21 protein-coding genes are annotated in these 23,051 nt (G+C 72.8%); 7 read left to right on the plus strand and 14 right to left on the minus strand.

Annotated elements, in window-relative coordinates:
* Positions 1 to 12: 12 nt before the first annotated feature.
* Entirely contained in the window at positions 13 to 813 is an 801-nt protein-coding gene (locus tag RZ84_RS33195; protein ID WP_198540096.1) for a glycerophosphodiester phosphodiesterase family protein, read from the minus strand.
* Entirely contained in the window at positions 810 to 1,493 is a 684-nt protein-coding gene (locus tag RZ84_RS33200; RefSeq protein ID WP_043268207.1) for a membrane protein YczE, read from the minus strand. Before RZ84_RS33200 ends, RZ84_RS33195 begins: the two co-directional genes overlap by 4 nt.
* A gap of 101 nt (positions 1,494 to 1,594) precedes the next feature.
* On the opposite strand from RZ84_RS33200, the gene RZ84_RS33205 reads away from it, so the two are divergent.
* Complete coding sequence (locus RZ84_RS33205; protein WP_043268209.1) at positions 1,595 to 3,103, plus strand: SCO1417 family PLP biosynthesis transcription factor; 1,509 nt, start codon at positions 1,595 to 1,597, stop codon at positions 3,101 to 3,103.
* Between the two features lie 51 nt (positions 3,104 to 3,154).
* On the opposite strand, the gene RZ84_RS33210 is transcribed toward RZ84_RS33205, so the two are convergent.
* Together RZ84_RS33210 and RZ84_RS33215 are read right to left on the minus strand one after the other, a co-directional pair.
* Entirely contained in the window at positions 3,155 to 4,753 is a 1,599-nt protein-coding gene (locus RZ84_RS33210) for an FtsK/SpoIIIE domain-containing protein (RefSeq protein ID WP_078894458.1), read from the minus strand.
* Between the two features lie 149 nt (positions 4,754 to 4,902).
* Positions 4,903 to 5,097 (minus strand): hypothetical protein, encoded by a 195-nt coding sequence (locus tag RZ84_RS33215; RefSeq protein ID WP_043268211.1) that lies wholly within the window; start codon positions 5,095 to 5,097, stop codon positions 4,903 to 4,905.
* A gap of 192 nt (positions 5,098 to 5,289) precedes the next feature.
* Here RZ84_RS33215 and RZ84_RS33220 point away from each other — a divergent pair, with 192 nt between their 5' ends.
* Complete coding sequence (locus RZ84_RS33220; RefSeq protein WP_043268213.1) at positions 5,290 to 5,757, plus strand: YchJ family protein; 468 nt, start codon at positions 5,290 to 5,292, stop codon at positions 5,755 to 5,757.
* An 8-nt stretch (positions 5,758 to 5,765) separates the two neighbouring features.
* Here the strand turns inward: RZ84_RS33220 and RZ84_RS33225 are convergent, their stop codons facing one another.
* On the minus strand, positions 5,766 to 6,170 hold the full coding sequence (locus RZ84_RS33225) for an RNA-binding S4 domain-containing protein (RefSeq protein ID WP_043268216.1): 405 nt from the start codon (positions 6,168 to 6,170) through the stop codon (positions 5,766 to 5,768).
* 38 nt (positions 6,171 to 6,208) lie between these two features.
* Positions 6,209 to 7,306, minus strand: coding sequence for a non-homologous end joining protein Ku (locus tag RZ84_RS33230; RefSeq protein WP_043268219.1), 1,098 nt, complete (start codon positions 7,304 to 7,306; stop codon positions 6,209 to 6,211).
* 30 nt (positions 7,307 to 7,336) lie between these two features.
* Between RZ84_RS33230 and ligD the strand changes: the two genes are divergently transcribed.
* From ligD to RZ84_RS33250, 4 genes are all read left to right on the plus strand, one after another.
* The gene (gene ligD / locus RZ84_RS33235; protein WP_043268220.1) at positions 7,337 to 8,242 is read left to right on the plus strand and encodes a non-homologous end-joining DNA ligase; all 906 of its coding nucleotides are present in this window, start codon (positions 7,337 to 7,339) and stop codon (positions 8,240 to 8,242) included.
* 141 nt (positions 8,243 to 8,383) lie between these two features.
* Positions 8,384 to 9,952, plus strand: coding sequence for a murein biosynthesis integral membrane protein MurJ (murJ, locus tag RZ84_RS33240; protein WP_043271594.1), 1,569 nt, complete (start codon positions 8,384 to 8,386; stop codon positions 9,950 to 9,952).
* A 277-nt stretch (positions 9,953 to 10,229) separates the two neighbouring features.
* Entirely contained in the window at positions 10,230 to 11,450 is a 1,221-nt protein-coding gene (locus tag RZ84_RS33245) for a D-alanyl-D-alanine carboxypeptidase family protein (RefSeq protein WP_043268222.1), read from the plus strand.
* Positions 11,451 to 11,743: 293 nt separating this feature from the next.
* Positions 11,744 to 11,956, plus strand: a complete 213-nt coding sequence (locus tag RZ84_RS33250) for a cold-shock protein (RefSeq protein ID WP_043268224.1) — start codon at positions 11,744 to 11,746, stop codon at positions 11,954 to 11,956.
* A 96-nt stretch (positions 11,957 to 12,052) separates the two neighbouring features.
* On the opposite strand, the gene RZ84_RS33255 is transcribed toward RZ84_RS33250, so the two are convergent.
* The 3 genes from RZ84_RS33255 to RZ84_RS33265 form a co-directional block, all read right to left on the minus strand.
* On the minus strand, positions 12,053 to 12,622 hold the full coding sequence (locus RZ84_RS33255; RefSeq protein WP_043268226.1) for a GNAT family N-acetyltransferase: 570 nt from the start codon (positions 12,620 to 12,622) through the stop codon (positions 12,053 to 12,055).
* Between the two features lie 45 nt (positions 12,623 to 12,667).
* Positions 12,668 to 12,883: an antitoxin gene (locus RZ84_RS33260; RefSeq protein ID WP_043268229.1), complete on the minus strand. Its 216-nt coding sequence runs from the start codon at positions 12,881 to 12,883 to the stop codon at positions 12,668 to 12,670.
* 63 nt (positions 12,884 to 12,946) lie between these two features.
* The gene (locus tag RZ84_RS33265; protein WP_043268231.1) at positions 12,947 to 13,972 is read right to left on the minus strand and encodes an alpha/beta hydrolase; all 1,026 of its coding nucleotides are present in this window, start codon (positions 13,970 to 13,972) and stop codon (positions 12,947 to 12,949) included.
* A 192-nt stretch (positions 13,973 to 14,164) separates the two neighbouring features.
* Between RZ84_RS33265 and RZ84_RS33270 the strand changes: the two genes are divergently transcribed.
* Positions 14,165 to 14,485 (plus strand): hypothetical protein, encoded by a 321-nt coding sequence (locus RZ84_RS33270; protein WP_043268233.1) that lies wholly within the window; start codon positions 14,165 to 14,167, stop codon positions 14,483 to 14,485.
* A gap of 32 nt (positions 14,486 to 14,517) precedes the next feature.
* Here the strand turns inward: RZ84_RS33270 and RZ84_RS33275 are convergent, their stop codons facing one another.
* The 5 genes from RZ84_RS33275 to RZ84_RS33295 all read right to left on the minus strand — a co-directional run bounded on the left by RZ84_RS33275 (position 14,518) and on the right by RZ84_RS33295 (position 23,043).
* Positions 14,518 to 17,604 (minus strand): alpha-mannosidase, encoded by a 3,087-nt coding sequence (locus RZ84_RS33275; RefSeq protein ID WP_043268235.1) that lies wholly within the window; start codon positions 17,602 to 17,604, stop codon positions 14,518 to 14,520.
* Positions 17,605 to 17,673: 69 nt separating this feature from the next.
* Complete coding sequence (locus RZ84_RS33280; RefSeq protein WP_043268237.1) at positions 17,674 to 19,773, minus strand: endo-beta-N-acetylglucosaminidase; 2,100 nt, start codon at positions 19,771 to 19,773, stop codon at positions 17,674 to 17,676.
* A 53-nt stretch (positions 19,774 to 19,826) separates the two neighbouring features.
* Entirely contained in the window at positions 19,827 to 21,146 is a 1,320-nt protein-coding gene (locus RZ84_RS33285) for a glycoside hydrolase 5 family protein (RefSeq protein WP_043268239.1), read from the minus strand.
* An 86-nt stretch (positions 21,147 to 21,232) separates the two neighbouring features.
* Positions 21,233 to 22,078: a carbohydrate ABC transporter permease gene (locus RZ84_RS33290; protein WP_043271595.1), complete on the minus strand. Its 846-nt coding sequence runs from the start codon at positions 22,076 to 22,078 to the stop codon at positions 21,233 to 21,235.
* Positions 22,079 to 22,134: 56 nt separating this feature from the next.
* Positions 22,135 to 23,043, minus strand: a complete 909-nt coding sequence (locus tag RZ84_RS33295; RefSeq protein WP_043268241.1) for a carbohydrate ABC transporter permease — start codon at positions 23,041 to 23,043, stop codon at positions 22,135 to 22,137.
* Positions 23,044 to 23,051: the final 8 nt, after the last annotated feature.

The following is a 23,051-nucleotide window of genomic DNA, read 5'->3' on the forward strand; positions in this document are numbered from 1 at the left end:
ACCGGACAGGTCCTAGACCCAGCACCCCCGCTCGGTCAGCACCGTGCGCAGCGTCTCGATGTGGTCGGTCATGATCCCGTCCACGCCGAGGTCGAGCAGCGCCGCCATCCGGTCGGCGTCGTTGACCGTCCAGACATGGACCTGCATGCCCAGTGCGTGCGCGGCCCGCAGGAACAGCGGATCGACGACGCGGATGCCGGACTGCCGCTCGGGTACCTGGACGCAGACGGCGCTGCGCCGTACGGCCGCGCCCAGCAGTCGGTCCAGCGGCAGCGCCCCGCGGCCGTACGAGCGGAGCCGCAGACCGGCCACCCCGCGGGTGCCCAGCGAGCTGGCCATCCGGCCGCCGGCCAGCCGCTGCGCCCGCGCCACCCGGGCCTCGGAGAACGAGCCGACGCACACCCGGTCCCAGGCGTTGGTCCGGCGCAGCAGGGCCAGCAGCGGCTCCAGTGCGGAATCCACCTTCAGATCGACGTTCCAGCGGGCCTCGGGGAACTCCTCCAGCAACTCCTCGAAGAGCGGCAGCGGTTCCCGTCCGGCGACCCGGGCCCGGCGTACCGCACGCCAGGGGAGTGCCGCGATGGCGCCCTCGGAGTCGGTGACGCGGTCCAGCGTCGCGTCGTGGAAGGCGACCAGCGCGCCGTCCGAGGTGGTGTGGACATCGGTCTCCAGGTAGCGGTAGCCGAGGTCGACCGCGTGCCGGAAGGCGGCGGCGGTGTTCTCCAGGCCGCCCGCGGCCCCGCCCCGGTGGGCGAAGGGAAGCGGGCCGGGATGGTCGAGGTAGGGGTGGCGGAGGTGTATCGCGGGGGTCACTCCGGCAGTATCGCGTGCTCAGGTGAAGCCTGGCCGCGAGCCACCACCAAGGACGGCTGCTCGGGCGGGCCCTTGATCGCGAAGCGGCGGAGGGAGAACTGGGCCATCGGCCCGATGGCCAGGGCGTAGAGCACGGTGCCCACCCCGACGGACCCGCCGAGCGCGAACCCCACGGCGAGGACGGTCACCTCGATGCAGGTCCGCACCAGCCGTACGGGGCGGCCGGTGCGCCGGTGCAGCCCGGTCATCAGGCCGTCGCGGGGCCCCGGTCCGAAGCGGGCCGAGATGTAGAGGCCGGTCGCGGTGCCGTTGAGGACCACGGCGAAGGCGAGCAGCGGGACGCGGGCGGTGAGCGCGTGGACCTCGGGCAGCAGCGCCAGTGTGGCGTCCATGACCAGGCCGAGGATCACCACGTTCGAGACCGTGCCCAGGCCGGGGCGCTGCCGCAGCGGGATCCACAGGAGCAGGATCAGGGCCCCGGAGGCGATGGTGACGGTGCCGATCGACAGCCCCGTATGCCGGGATATGCCCTGGTTGAGGACGCTCCACGGCTCCAGGCCGAGCCCGGCGCGGACCATGAGCCCCATGCTCACGCCGTACAGCGTCAGTCCCAGATAGAGCTGCACCAGTCGGCGCGGCAGCAAGGACCTCCCGGGACCGGACCCCTGGGTGATGGACACGACTCTTCCCCCTCCTGGCAGGATTGGACTGACGCATGACACCATGTGGCATGTCCGGGATCCGGAAGTAGAGCCAATTCGGGGAAGGTGGACTGATCTTCATGGCCCAGTGGACTTCGGCGGTGGGTGCACCCCAACTCGCCCGGCTGCTCCGCTCGCAAGATCCGCGGGACGCCGAACTGACCGCCGCCGGGCGGAAGTTGCCCGCCTATCGCAGCCTCGCCGACGGCGTCCGCCTCCTCGTGCTCGAAGGCCGGGTGCCGGTCGCCGCCCGGCTCCCCGCCGAGCGTGAGCTGGCCGCCGCCTTCGGCGTCAGCCGTACCACCGTCGCCGCCGCCTACGAGGCGCTGCGCGCCGAGGGGTTCCTGGAGTCCCGGCGCGGCTCCGGCAGTTGGACCGCCGTCCCGGCCGGCAACCCGCTGCCCACCCGTGGTCTGGAGCCGCTCCCGCCGGAGGCCGCCGGCTCGATGATCGACCTCGGCTGCGCCGCCCTCCCGGCTCCCGAGCCGTGGCTCACCCGCGCCGTCCAGGGCGCCATGGCCGATCTGCCGCTCTACGCCCACACCCACGGCGACTACCCGGCCGGCCTCCCCGTCCTGCGCCAGGCCCTCGCCGACCGGTACACCGCCCACGGCATCCCCACCATGCCCGAGCAGATCATGGTCACCACCGGCGCGATGGGTGCCGTCGCCGCGATCTGCCGCCTCTGTACCGGCCCCGGCGAGCGGGTGGCCGTCGACTCGCCCTCGTACGCCAACATCCTCCAGCTGATGCGCGACGCCGGCGCCCGGCTCGTCCCGGTCGCGCTCGGCGAGCGGCTGGCCGGCTGGGACATCCCGGCCTGGCGCCAGGTGATGCGCGACGCGGCACCGCGGATGGCGTATGTCGTCGCCGACTTCCACAATCCCACCGGCACCCTCGCCACCGAGGACCAGCGCCGTCGCATGGTCGATGCCGCGCGCTCGGCCGGCACCCTGCTCGTCGTCGACGAGACCATGACCGAGCTCCAGCTGGATGCGGACACCGAACTCCCGCGCCCGGTCTGCGCCTTCGACCCGGCGGGCAGTTCCGTGATAACCGTCGGCTCGGCCAGCAAGGCGTTCTGGGCCGGGATGCGCATCGGCTGGGTGCGGGCCGCGCCCGACATCATCCGCAGCCTGGTCGCCGCCCGCGCCTACTCCGACCTCGGCTCGCCCGTCCTCGAACAGCTCGCCATCGCCTCGCTACTGGAGAGCGGCGGCTGGGAGGAGGCCGTCCGCATCCGCCGCGACCAGGCCCGGGAGAACCGCGACGCGATCGTCGAGGCCCTCGGACGGCACCTGCCCGACTGGGAGTTCAGCGTCCCGCGCGGCGGCCTCACCCTGTGGGTGCGGACGGGCGGGCTCTCCGGCTCCCGGATCGCCGAGGCGGGGGAGCGGCTCGGTGTACGGGTCCCCTCCGGCCCGCGCTTCGGCGTCGACGGCGCCTTCGAGGGCTACGTGCGGCTGCCGTTCACCGTCAACGGTGCGGTCGCCGACGAGGCCGCGGTCCGGCTGGCGCGGGCCGCCCGGCTGGTGGCGACCGGCGCCCCGGCGGAGCCGGACCAGACTGGGCATGCGTTCGTGGCCTGATGGTTCGTCAAAAGACCCTGGTGCGACGGCTCGGCGCTAGGTGACGTCCCGTCATTCCTGGGTGTCGACCGGCACTACCTCGACGGCCGCCGAGCGCTTCAGGAAGGTCACCGGCTCGGGCGCGCCCACGGCCTCGGCCGGGACCGTGCGCTCCGGCAGCAGCGCCACCACCGCCTGCCGGTGCGCCTCGTCGGCGGCCTCGTCGTACGGATCCGGTGTGGCCGGCACCTGGAGGCGCAGGACCGGGCCGCTGCCCAGCCGGGCGTAGCCGCGGCCCGGCGGCATGTGCGGCGTGGGCGTTGTCTGCGGTGGTGCCCCGAGCACCGCCGCGATCTCCTCCGCGGTGGCCGGGCCGAGCGCGATCCGGGCCTTGGTGTGGGCCCGTACCGGCTCGCTCAGCAGCTCGGCGCTCTCGAACTGGTCGGCCACCACCACCGTCACATGGGCCGACCGGCCGTGCCGCAGCGGGACCTGGAGCAGCCGCTGCGGATCGTCGCGGCCCTCCACGGCGGCGAGATGGGTCAGCGCCGTCAGCCGGTCCGCGATGATCCACAGTGGCCGCCGGGTGTCCTCGGGCGCGGGTCCGCCGACCTGCTGCGCGCGGTTGGCCGTGATCAGCCGCCGTTCGGTCTCGTGCGCCGCCCACTGCAACGTCGCCAGCGTCCCCGACAGCCCGCTCTCCACCGCCAGTACACCCCGCCGCCCGGTCAGGCAGCCGAACTCACCGGTACCGCCGCCGTCGATGACCAGCACCTCGCCGTGCCGCAGCGCCTGGAGCGCGAGCGAGCGGAGCAGCGTCGTGGCGCCGGAGCCCGGCTGCCCCAGGGCCAGCAGATGCGGCTCGGTGGACCGCCGGCCGGTGCGCCACACCACCGGCGGCTCGTCCCCGTCCTCCGCCTCGCGGACCACCGGCAGGGTCCGCTGGACCGAGTCGGAGTCGGTGAACCCGAGCACCATCTCGCCCGCGGCGGTCACGAAATGCTGTGCCGCGATATCGGTCGGCAGCGGGCCGGGCACCGTCATCAGCAACTGGTTGGCCGCCTCGTCCCAGGCGAAGCGGTACTCCCGGCCGCGGCCGGACTTGGCGTGCAGCACCTGCTCGATGCGCAGCCGGGCCCTCTCCTCGCCATCGGTGAAGTACGCCGGGTACGTCAGCCGCAGCAGCTCCACTCGCCCGTCGTCGTCGAAGGCGTACTCGGTGAACGCCCCTTCCCAGTCGCCGTCATGGGCATAGAGGGGGTTGGGGTCCCACTCCGCGGCGAGGTAGGGCACCAGCGCCTCGTACAGCGCCTGCAACCGCCCGGTCTCCGCCTCGCTCGGGCCGGTCTCTTCTTCTTCCTCCTCCAGCGGCTGCTCCCGTCCGGCCCACGCCGACACCGCCATCACCGCCATCAGCGCGAGCAGCGGACCGTACGGCACCAGCGCCACGATCAACCCCCCGGCGGCGACCAGGAAGCACAGCGGCCCGCGCTGCTCCTTGGGCGTCGCTGCCCAGCGCTCGCGCCCGGCGACCGCCAGCCGGCGCAGACCGCGGCTGATGGTGATCAGCGGATGCAGCACGTCGAAGGCGCCGTCGGCGGCGCTGCGCGCCAGTTCCGCGGGCGAGCGGTGCGCGGGGGTGAGGATGCGGGGCAGGGGGCGACGGGCCACAGCTGTCTCCTGTTGCTCGTACGGGCGGCGGGCCGGCTCGGTGGGGCGGCGAGCCGGGGCGCGCTGGGCGCGAAGCCGCCCGGACGGGGTGGGCGGGACCGTACGGGCGGTGCTCGCGACGCCGGGCTGCCGGCGTCGGGCTGCGCCCGCTAGAGCTTGAGGCCGCCGAGGAGGCTGGCCAGGCTCGCCCCACCGGCCTTGATACTGGGCGCGATGGCGGAGCCCGCCAGATAGAACCCGAAGAGTGCACAGACCAGCGCGTGGGACAACTTGAGGCCGTCTTTGCGGAAGAAGAGGAAGACGATGACGCCGAGTAGAACGACGCCGGAGATGGACAGAATCATGGGGTTCTCTCCTGGGTGTGGGGACGGTCACCGTGAGTTCTTCCAGCCTCACAGCTGGTGCCAAGCCATCAAAAGCTGCAAATGGCTGATTTATCGTGGAAACCGCCCAAACGGGCCAGCTCCCACGGGCTCCGCCCCGGGCGGTACGGCGCCGGTCGCCGGCCGGCCCCGCCGACCCGGCACAATCGTGGCGTGCCGAAGTCCCAGAAAGCGCGGAATCCGCGCAGGTCACCCAAGCCCCGGCAGGCGCCGGGCCGTCCCGCCGCCGTCACCCCCGACGCCCCCTGCCCCTGCGGGCGCGACGCGTCGTACGGCGACTGCTGCGCCCCCTTCCACCTGGGCCGCGCCGCCGCCCCGACCGCGGAGCGGCTGATGCGCTCCCGCTACAGCGCCTTCGCCGTCGGTGACACCGCCTACCTGCTGCGCAGCTGGCACCCCGAGACCCGTCCGGGCGGCCTCGAACTGGACCCGGCACAGTGCTGGACCGGCCTGGAGATCCTGGCCACGTCCGGCGGCAGCGCCTTCCACAACGAGGGCACGGTGGAGTTCCGCGCGCACTACACGCTGCGCGGCCGGTCCGGCAGCCAGTACGAGCACAGCCGCTTCGTCCGCGAGAACGGTGCGTGGGTCTACGTGGACGCGCTGCCCGAGGAGCCTTAGGGCGGGCCTCAGTTCCGCTCCGGGCCGAGCCCCATCCGCCCGCGCAGCTCGTCCATCTCGCGCCGGTCGCGCTTGGTGGGCCGGCCGGTGCCCCGGTCCCGGACGGCGACGAGCGCGACCTCCTCGCGCGGCGGGGCCGGCGGGCTGTTGTCGATGTAGCACTCGGCCGCGACCGGCGCGCCCACCCGCTTGCGCACCAGCCGGGACACCACGACGATCCGCTCCCGGCCGGCGTGCCGGAGCCGCACCTCGTCGCCGGTGCGCACCGCGTGCGCCGGCTTCACGCGCTCGCCGTTGACCCGTACGTGCCCTGCTCGGCAGGCCGCGGCGGCCAGCGAACGCGTCTTGGTCAGCCGCACCGACCAGATCCAGCTGTCGATGCGGGTGGTGGTCATCCCCTCGTCTGAAGCCATGTCGTGAACTCTAGAGGGAGAGCCGGGCCCGGCGGTGTCTAGGCGGGGGCTTTTCTGCCGGGCTTCTTGGCCGTGGACTTGGTCGTGGACTCGGCCGCCGTGCCGGACGTCGCGGCCTTCGCCGTGCTCGTCCGTCCGGTCGAGGCGGTCTGCTTCGCCGAACGCTTCGCCGGTGCGGACTTCTTCGCCGCGGTCCGTTCGCGCGCGGTGCGCTGAGTGGTGCCGCTCTTCGCGGCGCTCTTCCCAGCGGTCTTCGCGGGGGCCTTCCGGGCGGTCGCCTTCTTCTTCGCCGGGGCCTTCTCGGCGGCCGTACCGCGCGCCCGCAGTGGTGTGACCGAGGCGGACCCGGTGCCGCCCCCGCCGCCGCGGGCCGCCCGGACGCTCTTCTCCAGGGCCGCCGTCAGATCGATGACCTGGGCGCCGGCGGTGCCGGACGTGTCGGGGGCGGCCGGGGCGGTGCCCTCCAGTTTGGCGGCGACGAGTTCTTCGACGGCCTGGCGGTAGTCGTCGTGGAGTTCGGCCGGATCGAGCTCGCCCAGCGAGTCCATCAGGGTCTCGGCCAGCGTGAGTTCGGTCTCGCGGACTTTCACGTCCTCGGGGGCGACCCCGTCCGCGGACCGGATCTGGTCCGGCCACAGCAGCGCGTGCATCACCAGCGCGCCCTCGTACGCGCGCAGCATCGCCAGGTTCTCCCGCCCCCGCATCGCGACCTTGCCGATCGCGACCTTGCGGTGGTGTTCCAGCGCCTCCCGCAGCAGCGCGTACGGCTTGGCGGCGGCGGCCCCGTTGGGCGCCAGGTAGTAGGACTTGTCCAGCTGGAGCGGGTCGATCTCGCCCGGGTCGACGAAGGAGAGGATGGCGAGGGTCTTGGCGGTCGGCAACGGCAGCCGGGACAGATCGTCGTCGGTGATCGGTACGACGGTTTCGTCGCCCGGTGGCTGATAGCCCTTGCCGATCTCCTCGTTGGGCACCTCCTCGCCGTCCAGTTCGCAGACCTTGCGGTACTGGACCGGGGCGCCGTCCTTCTCGTGGATGCGGACGAAGGAGACGGACGAGGTGCGGTCGGTGGCGCTGTAGGTCTTCACGGGGATGGTGACCAGGCCAAACGATATCGACCCATTCCATATAGATCGCATAGTTCATCCCTTGTGTGGGATTCTCATGGTATGTCGCCGATCACCGTCGTGGAGGGGCGGCGCCTCTCGCTGACCAACCTGGACAAGGTCCTCTATCCGGAGACCGGCACCACCAAGGGTGAGGTGCTGCACTACTGCACCACCACCGCGGACGTGCTGCTCGCCCACCTCCACGACCGGCCGGTGTCCTTCCTGCGCTACCCCGACGGACCCGGCGGCCAGCGCTTCTTCACCAAGAACGTGCCGCCCGGCACGCCCTCCTGGGTGAAGACCTGCGAGGTCCCCCATTCGAGGTCGGCACCCACCCGCCAGGTCCTGATCCAGGACCTGGCGACCCTGGTCTGGGCCGCCAACCTGGTCGTCGAACTCCACGCCCCGCAATGGACCCGCGACGCACCGGGCCTCGCCGACCGGCTGGTCTTCGACCTGGATCCCGGCGCACCGGCCACCGTCGTCGAGTGCTGCACCGCCGCCCGCTGGCTGCGCGACCGGCTGGCCGCCGACGGGCTGGACGCCTACGTCAAGACCAGCGGCTCCAAGGGCCTGCACCTGATCGTGCCCGTCGAGCCCACCCCCGCCGAGCACACCACCGGCTACGCCAGGACCCTGGCCGTGGAGGCCCGGACGGCCCTTCCGGGCCTGGTCGTGCACAAGATGACCAGGGCGCTGCGCGCCGGCAAGGTCTTCGTCGACTTCTCCCAGAACGCCGCGGCCAAGACCACCGCGGTCGCCTACACCCTGCGCGCCCGCCCGACCCCGACCGTCTCCACCCCCGTCACCTGGGACGAGGTCGCAGCCTGCACCGAACCGGGCCAACTGGCCTTCCGCTTCGACGAGATCGCGGAGCGCCGCGAGCGGCACGGCGATCTGCTCGGGCCGCTGCTCGACCCCGGTCGGGCCCGCCCGCTGCCCCGCGCGACCCGGCGCCTGGCATAGATTGGCGGGATGCAGGAGGGGACCACACACCACGACACCATGCGGCTGCGCCTACCGGACCGGCCGCCTTCCGACGGCGGACCCGCGCCCGGGGGCGGCGACGGCTCGGCCACGGGCGGGCTGCGCCGCTCGTCGATGCTGATGGCGGCGGGGACCGTGGTCTCCCGCGCCACCGGGCTGATCCGGGGCGTGCTCCAGGTGGCGGCGCTGGGCACCGCGCTGCTGGCCAGCACGTACAACACCGCCAACGTCGTCCCGATGAGCATCTACACCCTGCTGATCGGCGGCGCGCTGAACTCCGTGCTGGTGCCGCAGCTCGTCCGCGCCCGGGCCGAGCACGCGGACGGCGGCCGGGCCTACGAACAGCGGCTGGTCACCCTCGTCCTGAGCGTGCTCGCCGTCGGCACCCTGCTCGCGGTGTGGGCCGCGCCGCAGATCGTCGCCGTCTTCGTCCCGGACACGCCCGGCGACCACGCCGCCTTCGCGCTCACCGTCGTCTTCGCCCGCTTCCTCCTCCCGCAGATCTTCTTCTACGGGCTGTTCTTCATCTTCGGCCAAGTCCTCAACGCCCGCGGCAAGTTCGGGGCGATGATGTGGACGCCGGTGCTCAACAACATCGTGCTGATCGCGATGTTCGGGGTGTACATCGGCCTGCTGGCCGGGCCGGACCGCGTCCAGGACATCACCCCCGGCCAGATCGATCTGCTGGGCATCGCCACCACCGGCGGTATCGCCCTCCAGGGCCTGGCCCTGATCCCGTTCGTCCGGGCGTCCGGCTTCCGCTTCCGGCCGCGCTTCGACTGGCGGGGCACGGGGCTGCGCAAGAGCTTCGCCGCCGCCCGCTGGACCCTGCTGTTCGTGTTCGCCAACCTGGCCGCGATGGCCGTCGTCACGCACTTCGCGAACGCCGCCGACCAGCAACTCCCCACCGCCGGCGTCGGGTACGCCGCCTACAGCAGCGCCCAGGGCGTCTGGACCCTGCCGCAGTCGATCGTCACGGTCTCGCTGGTGACCGCGCTGCTGCCGCGGATGAGCCGTGCGGTCGCCGAACACCGCCTGGACGACCTGCGCGACGACCTCTCCCGCGCCCTGCGGGTCAGCGGCGTCCTCATCGTCCCGGCCGCCTTCTTCTTCCTCGTCTTCGGACCCCAGGCCGCCCAACTCCTCTTCGCCCACGGTGCCGTTGACGCCGCTTCGGCCCGGCCCATCGGACAGATGCTCCAGGCGTTCGGGCTCGGCCTGATCCCGTTCTCCGCCCAGTATCTGCTGCTGCGCGGCTTCTACGCCTTCGAGGACACCCGGACGCCGTTCTGGATGGCCGGGTGGATCGCCGGGATCAATATCGCCCTGGCCACCGCGTGCCACCTGTGGCTGCCCGCCCGCTGGGCGGTCACCGGGATGGCCGCGGCCTACGCGCCGGCGTACGGGGTCGGGCTGCTCGCCACCGCGCTGCTGCTGCGCCGCCGTCTCTCCGGCCGCCTCGACGGCCGCCGGCTGTGCCGCACCTACGGCAAGCTGACCGTGTCCGCCGCCGTGGCGGGCGCCCTTGGCTGGCTGGCGGCCCGCGCCTGCTCGGGCCTGGCCACCCCGCCCGGCTGGACGCCCGCCCTGGCGCTGGCCGCGGGCGGCGCCACCATGGCCCTGATCTTCGTCATGGCGGCCCGGGTCCTGAAGGTCGGCGAACTGGGGAGCCTGCCCGGCCTCCGGTGAGGCGCCGCCCGGCCAACCCACCGGCAGCGCCCGCCCGTTGGTGGAGATGGTGCGCTGGTCGTGCGTCACCCTCGGCGTGAGCCGGTGGAGGTGCCGTGCCCGAGGCGCGCTGCCCGCTCCTGACGGTGGGGCCGGCCGCCCCGGGGAGCCCGCCCGCGCCGTCGCCCCCGGGCCGGCCGGTGCGGGCCCGCCGCGGTGTACGGCACTCGGGGCGGTCCGCCATCGTATGGAGTAGGCCAACCGGCGCGCGGCGGGCGGCGTTCTTAGCGTGGCCAACATGTCGACAGCGAGTTGGCCCCCCGTCAGAGTGGTGAGCGCCGCGGCCGTCTGCGCCGCGAGCCTGCTGGCCTTGTGCGGCCCCGCGGTCGCCGACGGCCCGTACGGCATCGACGACCTGCGCGGCGCGCCACCGGTCCGTGCCGAGGGCACGCTGGACGACCGCGGCGTGCAGTTCGTGCCCCGGCCCGGGGTGCCCGAGCCGCCACGGGTCTCCGCGCTGTCCTGGGCCGTGACCGAGCTGGGCAGCCGCAAGATCCTGGCGGCCAAGGACGCCCACCGCCCGCTGCCGCCCGCCAGCACCCTCAAGGCCCTGTTCGCGCTGACGGTGCTGCCCCGGTTCTCCCAGGGGACGGTGCACACCGTCTCCGGCAGGGAGCTGGCCGGCATCGAGTCCGGCAGCGCACTCGCCGGCCTCAAGGAGGACATGCCCTACCGCGTCGCCGACCTCTGGCACGGCGTCTTCCTCAGCTCGGGCAGCGACGCGGTGCACGCGCTCGCCGCGATGAACGGCGGCTGGCGAAAGACCATCGGCGACATGCAGGCGACGGCGGACCGGCTGGGCGCCCGCGACACCACCGTCGAGTCGGCGGACGGATTCGACACGCCGGGGCAGTTCTCCTCCGCCTACGACCTCTCCCTCTTCGGCCAGGCCGGGCTCGCCAACCGGGACTTCGCCCACTTCGCCGCGACCAAGACCGCGCGGTTCCCGGTGGACGGCGGCAGGGAGACCCACGGCATCCAGAACACCAACCGGCTGCTGGTCGGCTCGCACGGGGTGACGCCGTACGACGGCCTGATCGGGGTGAAGAACGGCTATACCACGCACGCCGGGAACACCCTGATCGCCGCGGCCCGGCGCGGCGACCGGACGCTGCTGGTCACCGTCATGCACCCGCGGTCCGGCGCCGAGAACGCCGTCTACGAGGAGGCCCGTGCCCTGCTGGACTGGGGCTTCGAGGCGGCGCCCCGGGCCGCGGCGGTCGGCATGCTGCCCGCTCCGGCCCCCGGTGGGCACGACCCCGGGACGGGGAACGCGGTGCCCGGGGGGCCGGCCACCAAGCTGCACCCGGCGGCGGCCGGCAGGTCCGGCTCCGCCGCGGACACGGTGATCATGTGGTCGTTCGCCGCCGCCGGTGCGATCGCGGTCGCCGGGCTGGGCACCGCGCTGTGGTGGCGCCGGCGCCGGCCGGACCGGCCGGAGGGCGGGCAGCCGTCCTGAGACCGCCCCCGACGACCGCCGAATGTCGTACACCTGTGCGGTAGGTCAGGTATCCGGAGCACGTGGAGTGGCCTTGCCCGGTGAAGGATGACGCTTTTGCCATGGTTTGTGGTGACTGGCGGCGTTGGTCGGTGTAGCGTCCTGAACAGCTGTCGTGGTTCCGAAGTGCCGGGCGCCCGTGTCGCATTCACGGGCGTTCTTGTTGTCCAGTGCCTCTCCGGACCAGGGCGATCACCTCCGGGTTCCGCGCGGTGCGGGAGCCGATTCGAGCCCATCGAACGAAGGAGACGGACATGGCTTCCGGCACGGTGAAGTGGTTCAACTCGGAAAAGGGATTCGGCTTTATCGCGCAGGACGGCGGCGGGGCCGATGTTTTCGCGCACTACTCCAATATCGACGCGACCGGCTATCGGGAGCTTCTGGAGGGCCAGAAGGTGACCTTCGAGGTCACCCAGGGGCACAAGGGCCCGCAGGCGGAGAAGATCCGGGTGACGGCCACGCCGTAAGCACCCCTCCGCGCCCGCCGGCACACCGCACGGCGCCCGCTCCCTCACGCAGAGGGGCGGGCGCCGTGCGGGGCCGCTGTACGGGCGCTCCGGTGTTCAGGGGCGGCGGTCGTTGAGGATCTTCTGGAAGAGCCGGTGGTCGCGCCAGGCGCCGTTGATGTGGAGGTAGTTCTCGGCGGTGCCGTAGGGGGTGAAACCGCACTTGGTCAGCACCCGCTGCGAGGCGAGGTTGTCCAGCAGCGTGCCGGCCTCCAGCCGGTGCAGGCCCAGTTCCGCGTCCGCTGCCGCGCAGACCGCCGTCACCGCGGCGGAGGCGAGCCCGCGCCGGAGGTGGTCGGCGGATATCCAGTAGCCGACGGAGGCGCTGCACAGCGGGCCATAGGTGATCTGGGAGAGGGTGACGGCACCGGCGATCTCCGGCTCCCCGCCGTCCGGCTCGCCGACCAGCACCCACGGCATCAGCCGCCCGGCATCCCGCTCGGCCAGCTGGGAGCGGAGCCGCTCCGACTGGCCGGCGGGGGTGTAGAACGCTTCGTCGCGGTCCGGCTCGGTGCCGCGGAGGTGGTCTCGGCTGCGCTGGTAGGCCCGGGCGAGGCCGCCGGCGTCCGCCGGTTCGGCGGGGCGCATCAGGGTGTCGTGGGCGAGCCGGACGGACGTGGTGATCATCCGTTCAGCGTAAGCGCGGGGCGCGGCCCCGGACCCGCCCGGTGCTCAGGTCTCCGGCGGCCGGTCCTCGGTCTGCGGCGGCCGGTCCTCGCCTTCGGGCTTGCCGAACTGCTCCCGCATCTTCTCCCTGGCCGCGTCGATCTGACCCGAGTACTTGCCCTGGGTCTTCTCGTCGACGAACTCCCCGGCCTTGTCGATGCCCTTCTGCGCCTGCTCCTCGTGTCCCTTGAGCAGACCCTTGAGCTTGTCCAGTACGGACATGAGGCGTCCTCCTCACCACGGTCCCCCTCGACACCAGCATCGCCCCCGGGCGGGCGATGTGCATCAGGAACTGGGAACCGGGGCCTTCAGATGGTCGCTGATGAATTTGATGGAGCCGGCCGCCATCCCCTTCTGGTAATCCCAGGCGTTGTGCCGTCCACCGGGAATGAGCTGCATCGACGTGTGGATCGGCCCCTTTCCGTACTTCTCGCGGAATTTTCGGATGGGGTTGATGACCGAGGTGGGAGATTCCTTCGCACCGGCCTGGAAGGCGATATAGACATCCGGGCCGCCCTTCTTCAGCAGCTGCGCGGCGAGCTTCTCCGGGTTGTTGGCGTCCTTCTCCTTCTGGTGGCCGGCCCACATCGGGGAGTCCGGCACGATGTCCGGCCCGCTGGCTATCGCCGCCTTGAACTTCTCCGGGGACTTCAGTACGGACTTGAAGCCGGCGAAGCCGCCCGACGACGAACCCATGAAGGCCCAGCCGTCCCGCGACTTGAAGGTGCGGAAATTGGCCTTGGCCAGATCGACGACGTCCTCGGTCAGCCAGGTGCCCATCTTCTGCTGGCCGGGAATGTCGCTGCCGTCGTGATAACGGGTGTCCGGATTCAGCATCGGCATCACCACTATGAACGGCAGGCTCTTTCCCTCCGCGGTCCACTTGGCGAGATTCTCCTGGAGCTTGATATCGCCACCGACCCAGTAATTGGTGACCCCCTTCTTGTCCTGCGGGCTGCCCAGCCCGCCGGGCAGGGCCATCAGCACCGGAAAACCGCTCTTGGCGTACTTGGGGTCCTGGTATTCCTTCGGCGCCCAGACCCACACACTGCCGGTGACGCCCGACTTCGCGCCCTTGAGCGTCGCCCGGCCTATGTGCGTGCCGTCGTCCAGGGTCCGGGTGATCCGGAAGTCGCTCTTGGGGCCGGTCGGCATCAGGGTGTCGCTGTCGACCGGCTTGACCGGGGTGCCGCTCTCGCCCTTGGCGCCCGCGTTGAAGTCGACCGGATTGCCGTTCTCCGAGCAGCCGGTGAGCAGGGCGCAGGAGGCGAGGAGGGGGGCCGAGAGGGCGGCGGCGTAACGGTGTTTCAACGGGTTCTCCGGTACTGAGCGATCAAGTGCAAGTGACCATAAAGAGGGTAAACGGATGCTGCCGGTTCCGTTACCAGTTGCGGTAGTCGAACCGTTATGGCGCTGTTGTCCGATGCGCCGCCGGTGGTGCGTGTGTGAGCCCATCGGCCCGCTCGACGGGCACGGCGCCGCGGTCCGGCCGAGAATGCAGCGGTGAGCGATGAACACCGCAGGGCCGAGGACACCGCCGTGCGCCCCCATCCGGGTGACGAGGAGCGGCGGCTCGCCAGGAAGGCGCTGGCCGGCCGCGCCCGGGACGCGGGCGATCTGGCCCTGCTGATGGACATGCTGGGCCTGGACCCGAACCGGGATCCGGGCCGGGAGGCGGCCCGCGGCCAGGAGCCCGCCCGCCGCCAGGAGCGCCCGCGCGGCCGGCAGGCCGGGCGCGGGCGCGGCGCGGGGCGCGAGCGGCGGTACGACGGGCGCCGGGACACCTGCCGCGATGCCCGGACACCCTCCTCGGATCCCGGCTGAGCGGCCCGCCCGCCGGCCCGCCGCCCCGCCCGTCAGTCCGCCGCCCGGCTCAGCCGCAGCGTCACGATCTGGAACGGGCGGAGCGCCAGCCGGACGGTGTTCCCGGCCCGCGCCAGCTCCGGACCGTCGTCGGTGGGGCGCTCCAGCAGATCGGCGGTGACCGCACCGGCCAGCGCGAAACCGGCGGTGACAGCGGTCCTGGCACGGCCGCCGTGGGCCTCGTGGAGCCGGACGACCACATCGCCGCTCCGGTCGTCCGCGAGCTTGACCGCGGTGACCACCGTCGCGTCGTTCCCGACCGCGACCAGCGGCGCCACCGCGCCGGCCCCGGTCAGCCGGCGCTCGGGCAGGTTGATGCGGTGGCCCTCGCGCACCGCGTCGCCGACGGTGGCCCCCGGGACCATCGCGTACCGGAAGCGGTGGCTGCCCTGGTCGGTCTCCGGGTCGGGGAAGCGCGGGGCGCGCAGCAGGGACAGCCGCACGGTCGTGGTGGTGCCGCGCCCGCCGGCGTCGCAGGCCTCGCGGACCGTACGGGTGACGTCATGGCCGTAGGTCGCGTCGTTGACCAGCGCCACACCCCAGCCCGGCTCCTCGACATGGACGAACCGGTGCGCGCACGCCTCGAACTTGGCCGCCTCCCAGCTGGTGTTGGTGTGCGTGGGCCGGTAGAGATGCCCGAACTGGGTCTCCGCCGCGTAGCGTTCGGCGTGCACGTCCAGCGGGAAGGCGGCCTTGAGGAACTTCTCGGTCTCCCGCCAGTCGACCTCGGTGTCGACGTCCAGCCGCCGCTGCCCGCGTGCCAGGGTCAGCGACTGCACCACCCGCGAGTCGCCGAAGCTGCGCACCACCCGGACCGTCGCGGCGTCCGGCGACGCCTCGGCCAGGGCGACCTCGTCCGCGTCCGTCAGGTCGGTGGCCACGTTGCGGTAGAAGGCGTCCACGTCCCAGGCGTCCCACATGTTGGGGAAATCCGGGTGGAGTTGCAGCAGGTTCGCGGCCGCACCAGGTGCGACGGCCTCGCGCCCGGCCGCCCGGTCGTACACCGAGACCACCAGGCCGCGGCCGTCGATCTCGACGCGGAGCAGGTCGTGGGCGAGGACGAAGCCGCCGCCGGGGCGGGGCTCGGCGCGCACCGCGGCGCCCTCGGTGACCGCCGGTGCCACCGCGCCGGCCGCGACCCCGCCGCGGGCGTGCGGCGCCGAGTTCACCACCAGCGGCCGGCTGCCGCCGCCGGTCAGCGCGGCCAGCGCGCCGGCGATGACGCCCTCCAGCTCGGTGGCGAGTGCCGCATAGGTCCGCTCCGCCTCGCGGTGCACCCAGGCGATGGAGGAGCCGGGCAGGATGTCATGGAACTGGTGCAGCAGCACCGTCTTCCAGATCCGGTCCAACTCCTCGTACGGATAAGGGTGCCGGGCCTTGACCGCGGCGGTCGCCGACCAGAGCTCGGCCTCCCGCAGCAGCTGCTCGCTGCGGCGGTTGCCGCGCTTGGTCCGCGCCTGACTGGTGAGGGTGCCGCGGTGCAGCTCCAGATACAACTCGCCGACCCACACCGGCGCGTCGGGATACTCCGCCTCCGCCCTGGCGAAGAAGTCGGCGGGCCGCTCCCACGCCACGACCGGCGAACCGTCCAGGTTCCGCAGCCGGCGCGCCTTGGCGATCATCTCGCGGGTGGTGCCGCCGCCCCCGTCGCCCCAGCCGGTCGGCGCCAGGGAGTGCCGGGCGACGCCCTTGTCCCGGAAGTTCCGTGCGGCGTGGGCCAGTTCGGCGCCCGAAAGCCGGCAGTTGTAGGTGTCCACCGGCGGGAAGTGGGTGAAGATGCGGGTGCCGTCGATTCCCTCCCAGCGGAAGGTATGGTGCGGGAAGGCGTTGACCTTGCTCCAGGAGATCTTCTGGGTCAGCAGCCACTTCGACCCCGCCGCCCGGATGATCTGCGGCAGCCCCGCGGCGAACCCGAAGGTGTCCGGCAGCCACGCCTCGTCGTTCTCGATGCCGAACTCCTCTAGGAAGAACCGCTTCCCGTACACGAACTGACGGGCCATCGCCTCCGACCCGGGCATGTTGGTGTCCGACTCCACCCACATCCCGCCCGCCGGTACGAACCGACCCTCGGCCACCGCCTGCTTGACCCTGGCATACACCTCCGGCCGGTGTTCCTTGATCCATGCGTACTGCTGCGCCTGCGACATGGCGTAGACGAACTCCGGCTCGTCCGCGAGCAGCGCCGTCATGTTCGAGGTGGTCCGGGCGACCTTGCGGACCGTCTCCCGCAGCGGCCACAGCCACGCCGAATCGATATGCGCATGCCCGACCGCGCTGATCCGGTGCGCGGAGGCCGCCGCGGGCGCCGCCAGCACGTCCCGCAGCCGGCCGCGCGCGGCCCGCGCCGTCCCGTTGACGTCCTGGAGGTCGACCGCGTCCAGCGCCCGGCCCACCGCGCGCAGCAGCTCCCAGCGCCGCGGGCTGTCCACCGCCAGCTCCACCATCAGCTCGCCCAGCACCTCCAGGTCCTGGATCAGCTCCCACACCTCGGTGTCGAACACCGCCAGATCCATCCGCGCCAGCCGGTACTGCGGATCGCTGCCCGCCGTCTCCGGGTCGCCCAACTTCGTGGGGAGGAACGGATGTACGTCGAGGATGACGGGATTGGACGCGGCCTCCAGATGCCACTCGACGCGCTCGCCGCCGCGCACCGGATCGCCCACCCGCACCCACTGGTTCCGCGGATTGAGGCCCTTCACCGGACGCCCGTCCGACGTGTAGACCAGCGCCTCGCACTGGAAGCCCGCCATCCGCTCGTCGAATCCCAGGTCGAGCACCGCCTCCACGGTGCGCCCGGCCCACGCCTCCGGCACGGTGCCGCGCACCCGGAACCAGGTGGTGGCCCAGGGCGCGCCCCACGCGTCACCCACCGCCACGGGCTGGTGCGGGGCGGCCAGTCCTTCCGCCACCGGCGCCGTTCCCCGAGCTCTCGACTCCGGTCGAGCAGGGGAGACCCCACTGCCCGGCGCGACCCAGGCCGCGACCTCCAGGGGGACCGACTCCGGGTACAGGGCGGGCCGGATGCGCTCGTCCAGAACGCGGCGGAGGCGGGCTTCGACCAGTGCGCGATCGTCATGCATGAGGGCTCCGTGGAGTGGGGTGGATGGAGTGGGGTGGGGTGGGGTGGGAGGTGACGGGAACGGCCGTGGCTACCAGGGGTGCCGGGTCCTCGACGGGGCCGAGGAGGCGAAGAGTTCGTCCACGGCGCGGACTTCGAGGAGCGCCGCCGGCTCGCGCGCCGCGCGGCGCAGCCCGGGGAGGTGGAAGGCGGTCCCGCAGGTACCTCCCAGGAACACCCGTGTCCCGTCCGGGAGGTGACGGTGCAACTCGTAGTGCCGGACCGGTCCGGCGGAGCGCCGCCAGGTCACCCGCAGTGCGGTCGTCCCGCCCGCGGTGGCGGCCTCGGTGACCTTCAGCCCGTGGGGCGCACCGGGCTTCCGTGCGGCGCCGTGGACCGCGAGCCCGCCCAGCCGCCAGGCGACGGGGGCGCCCGCGCGCCCGGTGAGCCGAACGCCCAGCGCGCGGACGGTGCCGGTGCCCGCGGCGCCGCCGATCCGCAGGGTGACGGTGCGCCAGCCACCCTCGCCCGCCTCGACGGTCCCGGCGGGCAGGTAGACGTACGGCGCGGGCTCGCCGGGCGCCGGGGCGTCCCGCCGGGCGACGGCGACCTCCACGGTCACCGGGCCCGAGCCCGGGTCGAGGCGGTGGGTGAGGTCCAGGACCGTGGCGGCTCCGCACCGCAGCCGGGTGGGGAACAGCTCGACCGTCGTGGGGGAGTCGAGGGTGCCGCGGACCAGCAGACTGCTGCCGCCGCGCCAGGCGTCGGCGAAGTCCAGGGTGACGGAGGGGCATTGGCCCGCGGTCCGGACCGCCCAGCGTCTCGGGGGCAGCCGGTCCTGGAGCCCGAGGCGGTTCCAGGGCGTGTCGGAGGTGACCGTGCCGCGGTCGTACCAGCGCAGGCCGTGGCCGGTGTTGAAGGTCGTGGCGAACGGCAGCGCGGTGACGGCCGAACGGTCGGCGACCGACGCGGCGGGGGCCCGCCAGCCGCCGCCCGGCCCGCCCGGCCGGGTCGGATCGAGGCCCTCGCCGCACCAGAACCGGTCGTCCGCGGCGTGGAAGTCACCCGGTGTGCGTCCCGCGGGCAGATGGCTCAGGGTCCACTCCGGCCGGTAGAAGCCGTACGAGACCACCTGGTCCCGGTCGGTGGGGACGATCGCGTCCCAGTCCGTCACGGTGTCCCAGCCGGCCGACTCGACGTCGACCCCGGCCCACAACTCGTAGCGGCTGCGGCCCAGTTGTTCCGCAAGCCGCCCGGAGTCGGCGAGCGATCGCGCGCTCCAGCGGAAGTCCACGAACAGGGTGTCGGCGACCGGGCCCGCGGCGTCCTGGAAGAACTCCTGGTTCCGTTCGTCGAGCGCCCCCTGCCAGCCGACCCGGCCGCTGGTGTCCATCGCGTCGTACCAGGTGATCCGCAGCCCGTGCGGTGCGCCCGCCGCCCGCAGCGCCCGGAGGAACCCCCGCATGTCGGCGGCCAGCGCGGCATCCCCGCCCTCCGTCTCGGCGTTGAGGAACCAGCCGTCGAAACCGTACGCCCGCGCGACCGCCACCAGCTTCGCGGCCAGCGGGAACCGCCCCGCCGCGTCCTTCCGCACCAGGTCCCGGGTCCAGCGCAGCTGCCCGCCGTACGCCACCGGCGGCAGGAAGACGGTGCCCAGTACGGGCACGCCGTTGCGGTGCGCGGCGTCCACGACCGGGGCGTTCGGGGCCACGATCAGCCCCTCGCCGGCCGAGCCGCCCCAGAAGACCAGTTCGTCGAGGTACGCCCAGTGCGTGGGCGCGTAGTAGTCGGCGGTGGCCGAGCCCTGGGACGGATTGCCCGCGGTGCGGTCGAAGGCCGCCAGCGCGCTGATCCGGGCCTGGCCGGCGCGGGCGGTGGTGTTCGCGGGGACCGGGGTGAACCGCTCGGCGAGCGGCACCGTCGCCGTGTTGAACGGAAGGTCCCGGTCGGCCTTTGGCGTCCAGTCCGCCAGGCTGCGCCAGACGATCCCGTCGCCGGGCGTGCCGGAGGGCAGCGAGTCGGGGAACCAGTACGCGGCGTACGGCTGCAAAGGGGCGGCGGTGCGCGGGCGCCGGGCGGCCACCGCGGTGCCCGGCGGTGGGCCGAGCAGGGCCGCCGCGGCCCCCACCCCGGCGAGCAGCACACGGCGCCGGGGGAGGGGGCGGGAGAAGGGGAGGCGAGGCCGGTGCATGAGGGCTCCTCCGGGAGAGGCGGACGGCGGTTTGCTGCGGACGCGGCCGGACCCTAGGACCGGTCCGACGGCTCGGAGGCGGGGCGACCCCGGCGCGCGGCGCTCCCCACCTCCTCCGGCGTGCACACCTCGCTGATCCCACGTGCCGTCAAGTGACCTGTATCAGAGGCAAGTTGGGCGAGAACGAGAGCGGGGCGGGCGCCCTGTGCGGCGAGTTCCGCCCAGGCTTCGAAGACCGTGCCGCCGGGTGCGCACACCGACCGGTGCGGCGCGGCCTCGGTGTCGCCCGCGTCGACGACCAGTGCGGTGCGGCGGGCCGGCGGCCGGTGCGTACGCCCCCGCCATTCCGCGGCCAGCGCCGCCAGCGCCCGCCCCACCGGCTTGACCGAACGGTCGTTGCCGAGCAGCCCCAGTCCGTACTCCAGTTCCGGGAAGTCCGCGAGCGACCGGGACACATCGTGCGAGCACCACCAGGTGATGCCCCAAAGTCCGGTGCAGTCAAGGGCGTTGCGGACGGTGGCCTCGGCGAAGCGCACCGCGTGGTCCTCGGGGATGTGGGGCGCGGGGGCGCCGACCTCCTGGAGCCACACCGGGCGGTGCGGATCGCGCGCCCACGCCTTGGACAGCTCGACGAGATAGGCGGTGTGCTGCTCGGTGGCGGTGCCGGCCGGGCCGTGGCGCTGCGCGGTGCCGTTGAACACCCAGGAGTGCACCGCCGTCATGGCACCCAGCCGCGCGGCGTGGGCGGGGGTGAAGGGATGGCCGTCGCGGTACCAGGCGGCGTCGTACGCGGCGTGCAGATGCGGCAGTCCGGGCGCGCCGCGCTCGCAGGCCGCCAGCATCCGCTCCAGCCAGGCCGCCGCCTGCCCGGCCGTGACGCGGTCCGGATCCGGGTGCGGGCCGTCCGAGAACTGGTCGATCTCGTTGCCCAGCGTCATGCCGAGGAAGTTCGGCCGGTCGGCGAGCGCCGCGGCCAGCGTCCGCAGATACTCCTCCTGGCCGGCCAGCACCCCGGGGTCGGTGAAGATGTTGCGGCGGTGCCAGGTCCGCGTCCAGGCGGGCAGGAAGTCGAAGCTGGACAGATGCCCCTGGAGGCCGTCCACACTGACGTCCAGCCCGCGCTCGGCCGCGGCGTCCGCCAGCCGCACCAGCTGCTCGACGGCCCGCGGCCGGATCAGGGTGCGGTTGGGCTGGAACAGCGGCCAGAGCGGAAAGACCCGGATGTGGTCCAGGCCGAGGCCGGCGATGGAGTCGAGATCGGCGCGTACCGCGTCGAGATCGAAGTCCAGCCAGTGGTGGAACCACCCTTGGGAGGGGGTGTAGTTGACGCCGAAGCGCGGACGGTGGGCGGTGTCGGTGTCCGGTACGGGCATGTGGAGTCCTGTCCCTCTACGGGTGTCTTGTCCCTCTACGGGTGTGTCCTCTGCGGATGCGGTGCGGGCGTCGGCCCCGGCCGGGCTCAGCCCTTGACGGCGCCCTCGTCGACGCCGCGGAAGAAATAACGCTGGAGGCAGGCGAACATCACCATCAGCGGGAGTACCGCGATGACCGTGCCGGCCGCGACCAGCCGCTGGTTGTCCGCGAACGTGCCGTGCAGGAAGTTCAGGCCGACGGTCAGGGTGAACTTCGACTGGTCGCTCAGCACGATCAGCGGCCAGAGGAAGTCGTCCCAGGCCCCCATGAAGGCGAAGACCGCGACGACGGCGAGGGTGCCCCTGACCGACGGCAGCGCGATGCGGACGAACCGCTGCCAGGCGTTGGCGCCGTCGACATACGCGGCCTCCTCGACCTCGTACGGCAGGTGCCCGAAGGCGTTCCGCATCAGCAGCACGTTCATCGCGCCGATACAGGCGGGCAGCACCACGCCGAGCAGGGTGTTGTTCAACTGGAGCTGACGCATTGTCAAGAACTGGGCGATCATGATGCTTTCCACCGGGACCAGCATCGCCGCGATGAACACCAGCAGTGCGGCCCTGCGGCCCCGGAAGCGCATCCGGGCCAGCGCATAGCCGGCCAGCGCCGCACCCGCGCAGTTGGTCAGCACGTTCGCAGCGGCGACCTTGAGGGAGTTCAGCGCGGAGTCCCAGACCGGGATGATCCTGGCGACCGCCGCGTAGTTGCCGAGGGTGATCTCGTGCGGGAGCAGGCTCGGCGGATAGCGGTAGATGTCCTCGCCGGGCCCCTTGAGGGAGGTCGACAGCTGCCACAGGAACGGGCCAACTGTCAGTGCCAGTACGGCGAGCAGCAACAGATAGCGGAGCACCGGCAGCCGTAGCCGCCGGGCCGGGCCCCGCCGGACCGGCATCCGCCGCCCGCCGCCCGTACGCCGCTCGGTCCGCGACCGTACCTCCACCGTGGCGCTCATCGGTCCTCCCCGCGCTGGGCCCGCAGCACCAGCAGCATCAGCCCGAGGGTGAGGACGAAGACCACGACGGACACCGCCGAGGCGTAGCCGACCCGGCCGCTCAGCCCGGTGCCGACCTGCTGGACGAGCATCACCAGCGTGGTGTCCTCGCCGCCGGGGCCGCCGGTCGGCCCCGCCATCAGATAGACCTCGGAGAACACCCGGAACGCGTTGACCGAGGAGAGCGCGGCCACCAGCACCATCGTGGAGCGCACCGCCGGCACGGTGACGGTCAGGAAGCGGCGCACCGGCCCGGCACCGTCGACGGCGCACGCCTCGTGCAACTCCCGGGGGACGCCGGCCAGTGCCGCAAGATAAATGATCATGTAGTAGCCGAGCCCCTTCCAGACCGTCACCGCCATCGCGCTGAGCAGCAGCAGCCAGGGATCGCCGAGAAACCCGACCCGGCCGAAACCCAGCGCCTCCAGCAGCGCGTTGATCAGCCCCCGGTCGTCCAGCAACCACACCCATATCAGCCCGACCACCACGACGGAGGCGACCACCGGCGTGTAGAACGCGGCCCGGAAGAAGGCGATCCCGGGGATCCGCCGCTGGACCAGCAGGGCCAGCAGCAGCGGCAGTACCACCAGCAGCGGTACGGCCCCCAGGACGTAGAGCAGGCTGTTGCGCAGCCCCGTCCAGAACATCGCGTCGTGCATCAGCTCCCGGTAGTTGGCACCGCCGACGAACCGCCCTGTGGTGAGCGTACGGGCATCGGTGAAGGAATGCGCCACCGTGCTGAGAAAGGGATAGAGGCTGAATCCGCCGACGACCAGCAGACCGGGCGCCAGGAACAGCCACGGCGTGGACGGCAGATGCGTACGGATACCGACGCGGGTCTTCCGGTCAGCGGTTCGGCGCGCCATCGCCCGCC

Source organism: Streptomyces sp. CT34, from assembly GCF_000805335.1.
Classification (GTDB): domain Bacteria; phylum Actinomycetota; class Actinomycetes; order Streptomycetales; family Streptomycetaceae; genus Streptomyces.

Bases quoted from the DNA above. Each gene is read 5' to 3' on its own strand.
- RZ84_RS33205 (WP_043268209.1), top strand. From the start codon at position 1,595: ATGGCCCAGTGGACTTCGGCGGTGGGTGCACCCCAACTCGCCCGGCTG.
- RZ84_RS33215 (WP_043268211.1), bottom strand. From the start codon at position 5,097: ATGATTCTGTCCATCTCCGGCGTCGTTCTACTCGGCGTCATCGTCTTC.
- RZ84_RS33225 (WP_043268216.1), bottom strand. From the start codon at position 6,170: ATGGCTTCAGACGAGGGGATGACCACCACCCGCATCGACAGCTGGATC.
- RZ84_RS33230 (WP_043268219.1), bottom strand. From the start codon at position 7,306: ATGCGATCTATATGGAATGGGTCGATATCGTTTGGCCTGGTCACCATC.
- ligD (WP_043268220.1), top strand. From the start codon at position 7,337: ATGTCGCCGATCACCGTCGTGGAGGGGCGGCGCCTCTCGCTGACCAAC.
- murJ (WP_043271594.1), top strand. From the start codon at position 8,384: ATGGCGGCGGGGACCGTGGTCTCCCGCGCCACCGGGCTGATCCGGGGC.
- RZ84_RS33245 (WP_043268222.1), top strand. From the start codon at position 10,230: ATGTCGACAGCGAGTTGGCCCCCCGTCAGAGTGGTGAGCGCCGCGGCC.
- RZ84_RS33250 (WP_043268224.1), top strand. From the start codon at position 11,744: ATGGCTTCCGGCACGGTGAAGTGGTTCAACTCGGAAAAGGGATTCGGC.
- RZ84_RS33255 (WP_043268226.1), bottom strand. From the start codon at position 12,622: ATGATCACCACGTCCGTCCGGCTCGCCCACGACACCCTGATGCGCCCC.
- RZ84_RS33260 (WP_043268229.1), bottom strand. From the start codon at position 12,883: ATGTCCGTACTGGACAAGCTCAAGGGTCTGCTCAAGGGACACGAGGAG.
- RZ84_RS33275 (WP_043268235.1), bottom strand. From the start codon at position 17,604: ATGCATGACGATCGCGCACTGGTCGAAGCCCGCCTCCGCCGCGTTCTG.
- RZ84_RS33280 (WP_043268237.1), bottom strand. From the start codon at position 19,773: ATGCACCGGCCTCGCCTCCCCTTCTCCCGCCCCCTCCCCCGGCGCCGT.
- RZ84_RS33285 (WP_043268239.1), bottom strand. From the start codon at position 21,146: ATGCCCGTACCGGACACCGACACCGCCCACCGTCCGCGCTTCGGCGTC.
- RZ84_RS33290 (WP_043271595.1), bottom strand. From the start codon at position 22,078: ATGCCGGTCCGGCGGGGCCCGGCCCGGCGGCTACGGCTGCCGGTGCTC.
- RZ84_RS33295 (WP_043268241.1), bottom strand. From the start codon at position 23,043: ATGGCGCGCCGAACCGCTGACCGGAAGACCCGCGTCGGTATCCGTACG.